This window comes from Tessaracoccus sp. OH4464_COT-324, from assembly GCF_003932855.1.
Lineage (GTDB): Bacteria > Actinomycetota > Actinomycetes > Propionibacteriales > Propionibacteriaceae > Arachnia.
Genome location: NZ_RQYZ01000023.1, coordinates 23,677 through 37,511, shown reverse-complemented (window position 1 = coordinate 37,511; position 13,835 = coordinate 23,677). Strand labels below are relative to the sequence as shown.

Here is a 13,835-nt window from a genome sequence, read left to right as displayed (position 1 = left end):
TTTTTCCTGACCGAAAACAAAGCCAGGCACAACCAAAAAACCAAAAACTGTTTAATAGCCGATGAAACTCTTCAACCCGGCCAGCAACACATCATGCTCCCCACCCACAGCCGCAACCACCTGATCAGACCGAGGCACGGGACGATACCGAGAAAACGCGTCCGCGGCGGCCGCGACCACCGCGTCGCGTACCTTGCCCACCTGGGTCCGTTCCAACCACACCTCATCAAACCAAGCCGAATCCAGCAAGCCCGCCTCACTGAGTTCCACCTCAACCCCAGCGAAACGTCCCACCACCCGCCCAGACTGGTCCCCACCAACCCGAGCACGGGCGCGGGCGTGGGTGTGGGCGCGTAGCCGGCGGTGCGCGTCCAACACCGCCAAATAGTCCGACAGTGGGATCCCCAACGGGCGATCAGCCAACACATCGGCCGGGTTCTCGGCCTTGTCAGGGAAAACCGGGGCCGGAGATAAACTCAACGCGTAACGACGAAACACCGACGTGAACAACTGTCCCAACGTCTGGCCCGGACGCAGCTTGTCAAACCACACCGGGCTGATCCGCACCTTCACCAACCGATGATCCACACCAAACCAAGCCCGCACCAAACCCCCACCACCCGACACGCCCCCAGCACCAAAACCACCATCCGCCCCAGCCGACACCACCGAAGACACCCGCCCAGACAACCCCACCGAAACCTCCCGCACCCGCGAAGCCACCTCCAGCCGACGAGCCAACCCCACACCCGGGCCAAGCCGTCGAAGCTCCTCCCGAACAGCCTTCAACTCGGCTCGTAAAGCAGCCTCCGCCCGCTGATCCCCATCCGACCACACAGGCGCCGCCGGCACACCAACCACACCATTATCATCATCCCCATCGGCCCCATCCGAATAAAACACCGGAGCCGTAGGATCCCACTCATCGTCAAAATACTCGTGCTGCATGAAGGACATTCTTCCACGGCACAGGGTCAACCGGAAGCCAACCGAGACACTTTCATTCTCCGGCTATCCGGCGGGACCCAACGGGCCCGGGTGCTCGGTTGAGCGCAGAATGGGCCCAGTGGTCGGCGCCTGGCAGGTCAGCGGCGGCCACTCAACTGGAGTTCGGGCTGTTCGGCGGCGTGTCGAGTGCGGTGCGCGTCGGCCACCTTCAGCGATCCGATCAGGCCCAGGAGCAGGCATCCCGCAGCCGCCCAGACCGCGAGCGCGGAGGCCGAGCTGAATCCGCTGGCCAGCGCGTCCACCAGCTGCGCGCCGCTCGGGCCCAGCTGGCCGGCGGCGGCCTGCGCGCTCAGCTCGGAGAGGTTTCCGCCGACGGAGGCCGTCGTCGCCTCGACCAGGGCCGCGCCCTGCCCGGCGGGCAGCCCCGGCACATCCGCCACACGCCGAGAGAGGAAGGCCCCGAGTCCGGCGGAGAGCGCTGAGCCCGCCACCGCGGTGCCCAGCGCGGAGCCGATCTGCCGCACGGTCGACTGGGTGGCCGAGGCCTGCCCGGACCGCTCGGGCGGCACATCCCCCAGCACCGTCGAGGTCAGCTGGGCGGACGCGAGCCCCAACCCGACGCCGTACACGGCCAGCACCACCGCAATCAGCACAGGCGACGTGGCAGGGCTCAGCAGGGTTGCGGTTAGTCCCACCCCCAGCACTTCCAGGGCCAGCCCCAGCACCACGACGCGTGGCGCTCCGAACCGCGCGGACAGGTGGCGGGCCATGCCGCCGGAGAGGAATGCGCCAGCGGCCATCCCGGCAAGCACCCAGCCCGCGCCCAGGGCGCTCAGCCCGAGGGCTCCCACCAGGTACAACGGCAGCACGAACACCAGCGCGAACTCCCCAACCGCGACGGCCATGGCCGTCAGGTTTCCCCAGGAGAAGGTGGCGATCCGAAACAGTGCCAGGTTCAGGATCACGGAGTGCCCGGCGCGCAGTCGGTGCGCCTGCCAGGCGAGGAACGCGCCGACGAACCCGGCCCCGGCCAGCAGCGCGGCCAGGGCTACCGACACCGGGAAATCAGCGGGCCAAATCTGCCCGAACAGGGCGAAGTCCTGCGTCGGCCGTAGCCAGCCGACGCTCGGGCCCTCGATGATGGCGAACACCAGCAGGCCGAAGCCCGCGACGCTCAGCAACAGGCCGAGCCAGTCGAAGCGGCCGTCGGATTCGCCGCGCGTCTCCCGAACCACGGCGAGCGCGGCCGCGACGACGCCGACCCCGACAGGCACGTTGACCCAGAAGATCCACTGCCAGGACACCATCGTCACCAGCCACCCGCCGAGCAGCGGGCCGATGGCCGCGGTGCCCGCCATGACGGCGCCCCACACGCCGAACGCTGCGGCCCGGTCTCGCCCACGGAAGGTGGCGTTCACCGTCGATAGGCTGCTGGGCAGTACCATTGCGCCGCCGACGCCCTGCACGGCTCGGCTGGCGATCAGGCTGGCGCCCGACGTGGCCAGGGCCGCGATCACCGACCCGATGACGAAGACCACGACGCCGCCGATGAAGAGGCGGCGACGTCCGGCGAGGTCGCCGAGCCGCCCGAAGCCCATGAGCAGCGCGGCGAACACAACCGCGTAGAGCGCATTGACCCACTGCGCCTCAGCCAGGTCGAGGTGGAGGTCGCCGATGATCGTCGGCAGCGCTACACCGACGATGGTGCCGTCGAGCACGATCATCGCGAGCCCGGCGGCCAGGGTGAATAGCGACCACCACTTGTGGTCTGTGGTCCTCGTCATCGGGGTTCGCTCAGCGCTCGGACTTCTTGAGCGCCTTGGCCAGCGTGTTGAACAGCAGGACGAACGCGACGGTGAGGGTGACGTGTCCGAGCCCGGAGATCCCGGCGATGGCGGCATGGTTGGCCACGGCGGAGCCGAGCACCTGGAGGACTCCCTTGATCAGCATCATGCCGGTGGAGATCGCCAGGCCGACGTTCCAGGTGATGAAGAATGCGCGGGCGGTCTTGGGGTTTGCGGCGCTGAGGGAGAAGACGCGTTCCAGGATCAGCGTGATCAGCAGGAAAACGGTGCCCAGGATCAGCGTGTGGGTGTGGACGACGCCGAGCTGGGTGAAGTTGTCGACGGTGTCGAAGCCGTTGTACTTGGTGAATTCGCGGTAGAAGACGCCGCCGAACAGCCCGAAGGCGGTCCAGAACGCGGCGGCCTGGAACAAGCGCTTTTCCATGGAAACTCCTTAGAGACGGTGTGTCGCTAACATTTAAGCATGTTGCGACACCATGTCGCAAACCTGTGGCATGATGGGCCCCATGCCAAGGATCAACGCAGCGAGCGTTAAGGAACACCGGGCGGCGATGACCCAGAAACTGGTGGACGCCGCCGAAGAACTGCTGCGCGACGGCGACGTCAGCGCGCTCACGGCTGGTGCGGTGACGGCCTCGGCAGGCATCGCCCGCAACTCGCTCTACCGCTACGTCGACTCCGTGGATGGACTGCGCGCCGCCGTCGTTGCCCGCCACCTACCCCAGTGGGTCGCGCAGGTGGAGGACGCCGTCGCGGCAGCCGACACCCCCGAAGCCAAGCTCTACGCCTACCTGGAGAGCAACATCTCAGCGGCAGCCGTCAGCGGACACGGCTGGCTGATGAAACTCGCCCGCGGCCTCAGCCGCGAAGCGCTCGCCCAGGTGGCCGGCGCCCACGAGTCCCTAGCCGGCATGCTCATCTCCCAATGCCGAGCCATCGACCCCGCGGGCATAACGCTCACCGCCGCATACGTGCAGGCCATCCTCGAAGCCAGCTTCGACCGGGTGGACGCCGGAGACGATCCGACGATGGTGCAGGCCCGCTGCGTCGAGGCCGTGGCGGCCATCGTCGCAGCTCGCAAAACCGCTCGGGATCAGAGCGGCACCCCGTAGTACTTGGTCTCCAAGTACTCATCGATCCCCTCGAACGACCCCTCCCGGCCGAGGCCGGAGTGCTTCACCCCGCCGAAGGGAGCCGCCGGATTCGAGACCAGCCCGGTGTTCACGCCAACCATCCCGCTCTCCAACCGACGGGCGACGTCCATCGCCGAGCGCTCCTCGCCGAAAACGTAGCCCACCAGGCCGTGGTCGGTGTCGTTCGCGCGGGCGATCACCTCGTCGACCTCGGCGAAAGTCTGCAACGCCACGACCGGCCCAAAAATCTCCTCGACGACGACCCTCGCCCCCGGCGGGACGTCGGACAGCACCGTCGGCGGCAGGAACGCGCCGGGCCCGTCGCCCGGGCGGCCGCCCAGGTCGAGGGTCGCGCCCCGGGCGAGGGCATCGTCGATCAGCCCGACGATGCCCGCCACCGCCTCCCGGGAGATGAGTGCCCCCAGCTGGGTCTCCTTCTCGACACCAGGCCCCACCCGCCACGCGGACAGCGCCGCAACCAGGCGGCTGCGGAACTCGTCGGCAAGCGAGGCGTGGACGTAGAAGCGGTTCGCCGCCGTGCATGCCTGCCCGTTGTTGCGCATCTTCGCCACCAGCGCCCCCGCGACGGCCTGCTCGACGTCGGCGTCGGGCAGCACGATGAAGGGAGCGTTGCCGCCCAGTTCCATCGAGGTGCGCAACACGTTGCCGGCGGACAGGCCCAGCAGCCTTCGGCCCACCTCGGTCGAACCGGTGAAGGTCAGTTTGCGCAGCCTGCGGTCGCTGAGCAGCGCGGCGGAAACGCCCGCCGAATCCGCCGTCGTGAACACGTTGACCACCCCGGCGGGCAGACCGGCCTCGCCCAGCACCTCGACGAGGCGCAGGCTCGTCAGCGGGGCGGCCAGCGCGGGCTTCAGCACGACGGTGCACCCGGCGGCCAGCGCTGGCGCGATCTTCCGCGCGGCCATCGCGAGCGGGAAGTTCCAGGGCGTCACCGCGTAGACCGGCCCGACGGGCACCCGCTCCGTGATGATGCGTGACGCGCCCTGCGGGCTGAGGCCGTATCGGCCGTGGATGCGCACCGCCTCCTCCGAGAACCAACGCAGGAACTCCGCCCCATAGGTCACCTCGCTGCGTGCCTCCGCGATCGGTTTGCCCATCTCAAGCGCCATCAGAAGCGCGAATCCATCGCGGTCGGCGACGATCAGGTCGAAAGCCCGGCGCAGTATCTCCGCGCGCGTCCTGGGCTCGGTAGCGGCCCACGACGGCTGCGCGGCGGCTGCCGCGTCGAGGGCGGAGAGCGCGGTGGCGGCATCGGCGTCGGGTACCCGGGCCAGGGGCTGGCCGGTCGCCGGGTCGGTCACCGTGAGCGTCGGCTCGCCCAGCCAACGGCCGCCGATGTGGTGCTGGGTGGGGCAGGCGGGCATGGGCATGGCTGTCCTTTCTCGGCGAGTCTTTTCCCTACTCAGACTATGGCGCGCCAGAGCGTCCGACGCATTGGGTGGCCCCTGCGCGTCTAGGATGACGATATGTCGGAGCGCACTTTCTTCCTGAAACCTCGCCCACCGCTGCGCGCCTTCCTGATCGCAGCAGTCGCAAGCCTGGGGGGCGCGGTTCTCGCGGTGGTTTCGCTAGAGAACTCCTGGACAGTCGTTGCGATACTGGCGATCGTCGTGCTGATGGCAGGCATCGCGCTCTTCGCCGCAGCAATCGTCTCAATGTCGAGGCTTGGAGTGACGATCCGGCTCGACGACGAGGGCTACCGGATCAGCGGTACCCGGCAGGTCCATCAGGGGAAGTGGGCGGATGTCACGAAGGTGACCCAGACGGTGGACGCCGCTCACATCACCATCTATCACGGTGACGTTCGACGCACCCACGTCATCTTCCCCGGCGGCCCGGCGCAGCGGAAGCTGCCCGAGGTGGTCGAGGAGATTCTGTCTCGCTTGGCTGGGGCGCGGGGCGCTGAACAGGATCTGGACTAGCGTTTCTTCTTGGGCTCCGGGTGGTAGCCGCAGGCGTCGCCCAATTCCTCGCCGCCCTCTTCCTCCGCAGGGTTGTCTGGCGTGGGCTGCCCGGCCCCTTGATGTGGCTTGGTCTGGCCCGGCTTGTCGGGGGCCTTGGAGGAGGCGGGCGCGCTGGGCGACGGCGCTGGTTTGTTGGCTGAGCCGGGCTTGGCGCTCGTCCCGGGCGCGGAGCCGGGTTCGGTGGTCGGATCCGCGGGGGGCTTCTGCTCCTCGGAAGAGTTGCCCTGCGCCGGCTGCTGACCAACGAACTCCTGCGCGAACCTACGCATGGCCTCGAAGTCTGGCTTGCCGGGATCGTACCCGTTGCGCCCCTTGATGAAGCTCAGTCGCTCCATCGGCTGCTGGCGTGCTTTCATGCCGAGGTCGATGAGTGGCTGCAGCGCCTCCCGCGGGATGTCGGTGCGCACCATGTCGGTGGAAGCGCCCAGAATCGCCTCGAAACGGGTGAGGATGGTGGTGGTATTGGCCTGCTCCACCATCGCCTTGATCAGGCAGGACTGGCGAAGCATCCGGTCATAGTCGTCACTGTCGGAGCGGCTGCGTCCGTACCACATGGCATGGTAGCCATCCAGGTGCTGGTTTGGCCCCTGCTTCAGGTACTGCCCGTCCTTGGCGGAGCCGATTGGGATGTTTCGGTTGATGTTGACCCGCACGCCGCCCATCGCGTCGATGAGCTCCCGAAGACCGTCGATGTTGAGCATCATGAAGTAGTGCGGCCGGATCCCGGTGATGCCCTCGACGCCTTGCTTCAGGCCCTCGGCGCCGCGGAAGGTCTGGCCCTCGAACAGCTTCGGGTAGTCGGTCTCGATGTGCTCCCAGATCATGTTGATCGACCAGTTTTCCGGGTCCCCCGGGCCGCGGAAGCCCCTCGGGAACTGCTTGGCCATCGCGCTGTCTCTGGGGAAGGGGGTGCCGGGCACGTTGCGCGGGATCTGGATAAGGCTGGTCCGGCCAGTCCTGGTGTCGATGCTGGCCAGCATGATCGTGTCGGTGCGCACTCCGAAGCCTTTCCGGCCGAAGTGCTTGATGCGGCCCGCGTCGGAGTCATTGCCGAGCAGGAGAATGTTCAGCCGCTCCAGGTTGCCGAACGGGTTCTCTGCCCCGACATCGATCGTTGGTTTGGTGTCGGAGACGATCTCGGATCCGGGCGCGAAGGTGCCCTGCAGCGTCGCGGAGAGCGCCTGCGCGTAATTGACACCGACGGCGAGCGGGGCGCTCACCCCGAGTGAAAGTACTGTGACGACGGCGGCGGCCGCGGCGCGCTTGCCTCTTCCCAACCCGCGAGGCCGGGTGGCGAGGTTGGTACCGACGATCAGGGCCACCCAAAGCACTCCCAGGCCGAGCAGCAGCACGGAGAGGGTATTCAGCACGCCCTTGCCGACCGCGATTCCGATGACCGTGGTGGCTGCTGCTGCCAGCCAGCTCTCACCCTCGTCGGGCCGTACTCGGGTGGCGACGAATGCCAGGGTTAGCGCGGACACGAGCACGCAGGCGAGCGCGAGGAGCATACCAATGGTGCGCAGCGAGCGCTGCCTGCTGCCGACCAGGCCAAGACCCGGCATGAACGCAGACAGGATAGTCAGGCCCAAGGATTTTCCGAATCGCCCGGGGCGGGGCTCCGGCTCTGAGAAGTCATCGAAGACGGGCATGCTGTCGTCAACTGGGTCGGGGGTGCGCCAGAGCACCTCTCGACGCGACTCCCGTGAGCCAGGATCGCTGTGCCGGGGTGAGGTGGGGGGATCGAAGAAGCCGTGGCTGCCCGGGGTGGCCGCGTCGGCGGGTTGGGGATCCCGAGTGGGTTCGTCGCGGTACAGGTCAGCGAAAATATCGCGTGAGCCGACAGCCCTCTTGGGCGGTTGTCGAGACTGATCCATCGGTTACCTCCGGCGAAAGTATAACTGCCGCAGAAAAGCGTTCTGCCGGGGAGCGTCGCGACCAGTGCGGTACTGATCCTCGTGGAGTGTAGGTGGGCGGCCCGGCCCTGGTTTTGGCGGCGGGGCCCGCAGCTTGGTGGGCCGGTTGTGCGTAATCGGCTTTCCTTCGGTAGAGTTGCCTTCCGTTGGAGGTGTCGCCTAGTACGGTCTATGGCGCCCGCCTGCTAAGCGGGTTGGGGGTTTAAAGCCCCCTCGCGGGTTCAAATCCCGCCACCTCCGCCGTCGGGAAGCCCGGCAGCCTGAGTTTCGGCTGCCGGGCTTCCTGCTTCCTCTGGGGCCCGGCGGACGAATGGCCTTGTCAGCGTGGGGTGAGTTGCCGGGTGGGTGAGAGGCCCGCTGAATGGGTTAGCCTTGGGCGCGATGTCGTACATGAACGCGGAGGCCGCCTACATTCGCGCCCGGGAGTCCTTCAAGAGCCCCACCCTGGCCCTGCTGCACGGCCGATTTGCCCACTTCGTGGTAGCTTCGCTGTCCCTACTATTCAGCGCGGATCGGCCGGTGGTGGCGGTGGCCGACGCGCACGTCGAGGTGGAGGCCTTCGTCGAGCAACTCCGGGCCGCGGGCCATGACGAGGACGGCCGGGAACTGCCGTCGGGCAGCGGGCGCGAGATCTGCCGCTACTGGGTGCGGGTGGGCTGGCTGGTGCAGCAGTTCAACGACGATGTGGAGGTCTACCGGCTGTCCGCGCAGGCGGTGAGCGCGCTGGAGATCGCCGGGCGCACCGGCGGGGGCCAGAGCCTGGTTTCCCGTTCCCGGGTGCGCACTCTGCTCGACTCGGTGAACCTGCTGACCCAGAACGCGCAGACAGATCCGGGCCAGCGCCTGGCGAGCCTGCGTCGACAGCGATCCGAGCTGGACGCGGAGATCGCTCGACTGGAGGCGGGCGTGTTCGAGCCGGCGGGCGACGACCAGCTGCTGGAAGAAGCACATAACGTCCTTCACCTGTCGCGGGAACTGCCCGCCGACTTCGTGCGGGTGGCGGAGTCGATCAAGGCGATGCAGCGCGACGTGGTGACCGAGCTGCGTCGCGACGTGCGGCCCGCAGGCGAGGTGCTGCGCGGCTACCTGCATCGCGGGCAGCATGTGATGGAGGCGACGCCGGAGGGGCGGGCCTTCTCGGGCGCGCTCAAGCTCATCGGCGACCCGGAGCGCATCAACCAGCTCACTGAGCAGCTGAACAACCTCGTCGTGCAGCCGTTCGCTAACCTGCTGCAGCCCGGCCAGCGCGACGAGCTGAGCACGATCGCGAAGCGTGTCGAGCAGGGCGTGCAGGAGGTGCTGGCCGCGCAGCGTCGCGCGTCGCACGTGATCACGTCGCAGGTGCGCACGCACGACCCCGTCCGGGACCGCGAGGTGGACGACTTGCTGCGGGAGGCGATGGCCGCGATGCAGGGCTGGGTGCGTGAGTCGAAGGGCAACGCGCCGGTGGAGCCGCTGCGGCGGTTCCCCACCGCGGGCCTGGGCCACCTCAGGCAGTCGCTGAGCGACCTCCAGCCGCCGGGTAGCCCGGAGCCGCTCAGGGAGGTCGACGGGGAGCCGGAGTTCCTGGACGCCGACACCCGGGCGTGGGGCGGGCCCCGCTATCGGGAGCTGGAGGAGTATCTGCTGGGCCTGGACACGGGCGAGTTCGACCTGGCCTCGGCGTTCGCCGAGGTGCCCGACGATGCTCGCCGCCCGGTGGACCTGCTCGGCCTGCTGGAGATCGCCCACCGTAATGGCATGACGGAGCAGGAGACGGTGTCCGTCGTGGAGGCCCGACGCCCGGACGGCTCTGTGCGTCGCTTCGCCTTCGGCGCGGTCACCGCGAAGGCTGTGAAGGAGGAAACCGATGAGTGAGGTTGTGCGCGAGGAGCCGCGCGTTTCGGGCGCTGAAAGCGACGAGGCAGCCACCTTGGCGGCGGCGGGGGCGGAGGTCTTCGTCGAGCCGGTGCCGATGGAGAACGACCTGGAGGGCTGCTTCCCCGGGGACCGCGGGGTGCTCGACTCCGCCGTGCGCCGGGTGCTGGTTCGGTTGCTGCAGCGCCGATTCCTGTCCGCGGAGCGCAACCGGGAGGATTGGGGCGTGCTGCTGGCGAATCAGCAGGTGATCGAGTCGCGGCTGCACGACCTCTTCGTCAACCTGGTGGTGGACCTGGAACGCGGAGTGGCATACAAGCAGCAGGTGCGCAGTGACGACTTCGATGTGCCGATCCTGCTGCGCGACGAGGCCTACTCGCGCACCGAGACGCTGATCCTGATCTACCTGCGCACGGTCCACCAGCGGGAGACGGTGGCCGGCGAGGCCTCCGTGCGCGTGGACGTCGAGGAGATTGAGGGCAACGCGCTCAGCTACTTCGGTGACGGTGATGCCGACATCGCCCGGAGGCAGCGGGAGGTGCGTGCGGCGCTGGCGCGGCTGCTCAAGGACGGCATCCTCGTCGAGGAATCCGAGGGGCGTTTCAGCATCAGCTCGCTGGTGGAGATCGTGCTGAGCGCGCAGCGGTTGCGCGAGTTGAACGACTGGCTGCGGGAGCGGGCCGCGGCGGGTGAGCCGATCGTCGCTGCCGCCGCCGAGGACACGGACGCGGAGGCCGGCTGGGCCGACGACGGTGAAGGGGCTGAGGACTGATGACGATGCTGGACACCTTGTTTGGGCTGATCCCGGCGGCATCGCTGGGCCAGCAGTGGCTGGCGGAGGAGCTTCAGCTGATCAACTGGGGCGGATACGACGGGGCGCATCGGATACGCTTCTCGCCCACGGCGACGCTGCTGTGTGGCGGCTCGGGCTCGGGCAAGTCGACGCTGATGGACGCCTACATCGCGCTGATGATGCCGCATACCACGCCCTTCAACGGGGCATCGAACGGGGCGGTCACGGGGCGGCCGCGCAGCGACGAGCAGCGCAACATCCTGTCCTACGGCCGGGGAAAGCTGGACGAGTCGCGCACCGACGCCGGCACGCAGGCGCGGGTGTTGCGCGGCGACGGCGTCGACACCTGGAGCGCGGTGGCGATGACCTGGGTGAACCACGACGGCACCCGGTTCACCGCGCTTCGGGCCTGGTACATCCCGGCGGGCGCCCGCACGATGGACGACGTGCCGCGCACGCGCGCCGTGGCCCACGACTCCTTCGAGCTGGTGCAGCTGGAGCGGGCGGCAGCCAAACGGTTCTCGGACACGGCGGTGAAGGCGCTCGCGCTGGAGCCGGTGGCGACGGATCGCGAGTTCTCGGCGCGCCTGCACTCGGTACTCGGGATCGGGGCCGCCGGCGCCGGGGCGAAGGCCATGAGCCTGCTCGCGCGAATCCAGGCCGGTCAGCAGATCACCACCGTCGACGAGCTGTACAAGCGGATGGTGCTGGAGGAGCCGGAAACCCTGGCCATCGCCGACGCGGTGGTGAGCCACTTCGACGAGCTGGAGAGCACCCGGCAGCGCATGCTGACCGCTGAGCGGCAGGTGCGGATGCTGCGCCCGATCCGCGGCTATCGGGAACGCATCGAGCGCTCGGCTGAGCAATTGCGGCTGCTGGATTCGCTGGGCAGCTTCTCGGACGCCGACTCGCTCGCGGTGCTGTGGCGCAACGAGCGCAGGCTGGAGTTGACGCGCGCCGTGGAGGCGGAGCTGAAGCGCAGGAAGCAGCGGCTCGACGACGAGGTTCGCGCCCAGCAGGCGTTGGCCGACACGGAGCGGGCGCAGTGCGATGCGCTGGCGGAGGTGCTGCGCAGCTCCGGCGGCGGGCGCTTGGAGACCGCCGAGCGCGAGCTGGAGCACGCGCAGCGGCGTCTCGACGAGGTGCGTGGGGCGAGGCAGCGGTTCGAGGAGGCCATCGTCGCCCTGGGCGTGACGGTGGATTCGTCGGCCGTGTTCGCTGAGCTGCGCGAGCGGGCGCAGGCGGCGTTGGCCGATGAGCACGGAAAGCTGTCCGCGCGGGACGCTTACGCCCAGGCGCGGGGCGTGCACGAGGCCTGGCGGGCCCGGCTGGCGGAGCTGGAAACGGATCAGCGGCAGACGAAACGGCGGCGCGGCAACCTGCCCGCAGCGCACTACGAGGCCCGTGACCAGCTGGCCGAGGCGGCGGGGCTTTCGTCCGCGGACTTGCCGTTTGTCGGCGAGCTCGTGGAGGTGTTGACGGAGTACGAGCCGTGGCGGGAGGCGTTCAACCTGGCGCTGGGCGGTTTCGCGACGACGCTGCTGATCGACCAGGGGGATCTGCGCGGGTTCCGGGCCGCGATCAACGACGTGCAGCTGAAGACGCGGCTGCGGTTCGAGGGCGTGCACACGGGGTTGCAGCGCCGTCACGGGCTGGATTCCCGTTTGCTGCCCGGGCGGCTGGAGTACGCGGATTCGCCGTTTACCGGCTGGCTACAGGATCACATGGTGAAGAAGTTCGACTTCGTGTGCGTCAATTCGGTTTCCGAGCTGCATCAGCATGCGCGGGCGTTGACGATCGGTGGGCAGATCTCGCAGGGCAGTCGGGGCGCGCACGGCGGGCATGGTTTCCGCAACGTTCTCGGTTTCTCGAACCATCGTCGGCTGGCGGAATTGGCGGAAGAGATCGCGACGACGAAGGCGCGTCTTGCGGCGGCTCAGGAGCAGCTGACGGCGGCGGTGCAGGCGCTGAACACGGCCGACGCTGCGCACGAGGCCTACAAGCGGGTGGTTGACACGACGTGGGCGAGTATCGATGTGGTTTCGCTGGAGCGGGAGCACGAGCGGTGGCAGCGGCTGTGCGTCGAGATCACGGGCGGTAACCCACAGATCGCTCAGCTGAAGGCTCAGCTGGAGGGCCACAGGGCGAAGGCCGCAGAGCATGCAAAGACTGCGGCGCGCGCCGAGGGCGAGCGGGACCGCATCGAGGGGCGGTGGGCCGAAATCGTGCAGGAGGTCGACGAAGCGCAGGCCGTCTTGGACGAGGCGCGGGGCTCGGGCCGGGAGCTGAGCGAGGAGCAAACCCAGTACCTGGCGGAGCGCTTCGACCCTGCCGCTGGTCAGGCGGGCGACGACCCGCGGGAGGCGCTGCGGCGTCTCGACGCGGCCCTGCTGGGTGCCGCCCAGCGGCTGGCGGAGGAGCAGCTTTCCGCGCAGGAGACGCTCGTCGAGCAGCGGGAGCACCTGCGGCGCACCCTCCAGAATTTCCTGGAGAACTGGCCGAACCCGTCGCTTAGGGCCGACCCCGACACGTCGGTGAAGGACTTCGAGCGGATCTTGCAGGATCTGGAGACCAGCGGCCTGCACGAGCTGGAGCAGGAGTGGAAGACGAGCCTGCTGAAGCTCTCCGGCAACGACCTGGCCAACCTGCACTCGGCCCTGGATCGGGCGCTGCGCGAGATCAGGGAGCGGATCGAACCCATCAACGTTATCATGCAGAATCTTCCGTTCTACGACGATGGCCACCGCCTGCAGATCACGCCGCGGGAGAGCCAGTCGGAGGTGCGCAGGCGTTTCCGCAAGGAGCTTCGGGACGTGCGGGCGCTGATCGAGGCGGCAGCCACCGACGAGGCGCGGCATCAGGCATACGAGCGCATGGCAAAGCTGATCGACCGGATTCGGCGCGGCGCGCCCGATTTCGCTGAGCTGATTGACGCGCGAAACCATGTGCGGGTCAGCGCGGAGAAGATCGACGCTCTCACCAAGGAGCACGTCTCGCTGTACGACCACATCGGGGAGAAATCGGGCGGCGAATCACAGGAGCTGATTGCGTTTATCGTCGGGGCCGCGCTCAGGTATCAACTGGGCGACGCAGCGGCCGAGCGCCCGCGCTATGCGCCGGTGTTCCTCGACGAGGCGTTGATCAAAGCGGACGCGCATTTCACGAAGCGTGCCATCGGTGCGTGGCGGGGCCTCGGCTTCCAGCTCATCATTGGCGCGCCCAACGACAAGTACAGCGCAATCGAGCCGCACGTCGACGTGGAGTACGACATCCTCAAAGACACGATGGGCCGCTCCTGGGCGAAGCCGAAGGTTGGGCTGCCGGAGAACTCCTGAACGGCGGATCGATTTTTTGAGTTTCTGCGCGTGTCATGTGCTGCCAACAAGGGGAGTTGATCCTTT

The 13,835-nt window shown here is 68.1% G+C and carries 10 protein-coding genes and 1 tRNA gene; 6 read left to right on the top strand and 5 right to left on the bottom strand.

Annotated features, from left to right (window positions below):
• Window positions 1-51: 51 nt before the first annotated feature.
• From EII42_RS10595 to EII42_RS10585, 3 genes are all read right to left on the bottom strand, one after another.
• On the bottom strand, window positions 52-948 hold the full coding sequence (locus tag EII42_RS10595) for a hypothetical protein (protein WP_125172095.1): 897 nt from the start codon (window positions 946-948) through the stop codon (window positions 52-54).
• 137 nt (window positions 949-1,085) lie between these two features.
• A complete protein-coding gene (locus EII42_RS10590) occupies window positions 1,086-2,732 on the bottom strand; it encodes an MFS transporter (protein ID WP_125172094.1) in 1,647 nt (548 codons plus the stop codon).
• A gap of 10 nt (window positions 2,733-2,742) precedes the next feature.
• Window positions 2,743-3,177 carry a DUF2871 domain-containing protein gene (locus EII42_RS10585; protein WP_125172093.1) on the bottom strand — a complete coding sequence of 145 codons (435 nt, stop codon included), beginning with the start codon at window positions 3,175-3,177 and terminating at the stop codon, window positions 2,743-2,745.
• Between the two features lie 82 nt (window positions 3,178-3,259).
• On the opposite strand from EII42_RS10585, the gene EII42_RS10580 reads away from it, so the two are divergent.
• Complete coding sequence (locus EII42_RS10580) at window positions 3,260-3,865, top strand: TetR/AcrR family transcriptional regulator (RefSeq protein WP_125172092.1); 606 nt, start codon at window positions 3,260-3,262, stop codon at window positions 3,863-3,865.
• Here the strand turns inward: EII42_RS10580 and EII42_RS10575 are convergent.
• Window positions 3,847-5,277 (bottom strand): NAD-dependent succinate-semialdehyde dehydrogenase, encoded by a 1,431-nt coding sequence (locus tag EII42_RS10575; protein ID WP_125172091.1) that lies wholly within the window; start codon window positions 5,275-5,277, stop codon window positions 3,847-3,849. The genes EII42_RS10580 and EII42_RS10575 overlap by 19 nt on opposite strands.
• A 96-nt stretch (window positions 5,278-5,373) precedes the next feature.
• On the opposite strand from EII42_RS10575, the gene EII42_RS10570 reads away from it, so the two are divergent.
• Window positions 5,374-5,829 carry a hypothetical protein gene (locus EII42_RS10570; RefSeq protein WP_125172090.1) on the top strand — a complete coding sequence of 152 codons (456 nt, stop codon included), beginning with the start codon at window positions 5,374-5,376 and terminating at the stop codon, window positions 5,827-5,829.
• Here the strand turns inward: EII42_RS10570 and EII42_RS10565 are convergent.
• Window positions 5,826-7,745, bottom strand: a complete 1,920-nt coding sequence (locus EII42_RS10565) for an LCP family protein (RefSeq protein ID WP_125172089.1) — start codon at window positions 7,743-7,745, stop codon at window positions 5,826-5,828. The genes EII42_RS10570 and EII42_RS10565 overlap by 4 nt on opposite strands.
• A 187-nt stretch (window positions 7,746-7,932) precedes the next feature.
• Here EII42_RS10565 and EII42_RS10560 point away from each other — a divergent pair.
• The 4 genes from EII42_RS10560 to EII42_RS10545 all read left to right on the top strand — a co-directional run bounded on the left by EII42_RS10560 (window position 7,933) and on the right by EII42_RS10545 (window position 13,769).
• Window positions 7,933-8,024 (top strand) — tRNA-Ser (locus EII42_RS10560).
• Window positions 8,025-8,165: 141 nt separating this feature from the next.
• Window positions 8,166-9,641: a DUF3375 domain-containing protein gene (locus EII42_RS10555; RefSeq protein WP_125172088.1), complete on the top strand. Its 1,476-nt coding sequence runs from the start codon at window positions 8,166-8,168 to the stop codon at window positions 9,639-9,641.
• On the top strand, window positions 9,634-10,413 hold the full coding sequence (locus EII42_RS10550) for a DUF4194 domain-containing protein (protein ID WP_199729858.1): 780 nt from the start codon (window positions 9,634-9,636) through the stop codon (window positions 10,411-10,413). The genes EII42_RS10555 and EII42_RS10550 overlap by 8 nt, the downstream gene beginning before the upstream one ends.
• 5 nt (window positions 10,414-10,418) lie before the next feature.
• Complete coding sequence (locus EII42_RS10545) at window positions 10,419-13,769, top strand: ATP-binding protein (RefSeq protein ID WP_233558370.1); 3,351 nt, start codon at window positions 10,419-10,421, stop codon at window positions 13,767-13,769.
• Window positions 13,770-13,835: the final 66 nt, after the last annotated feature.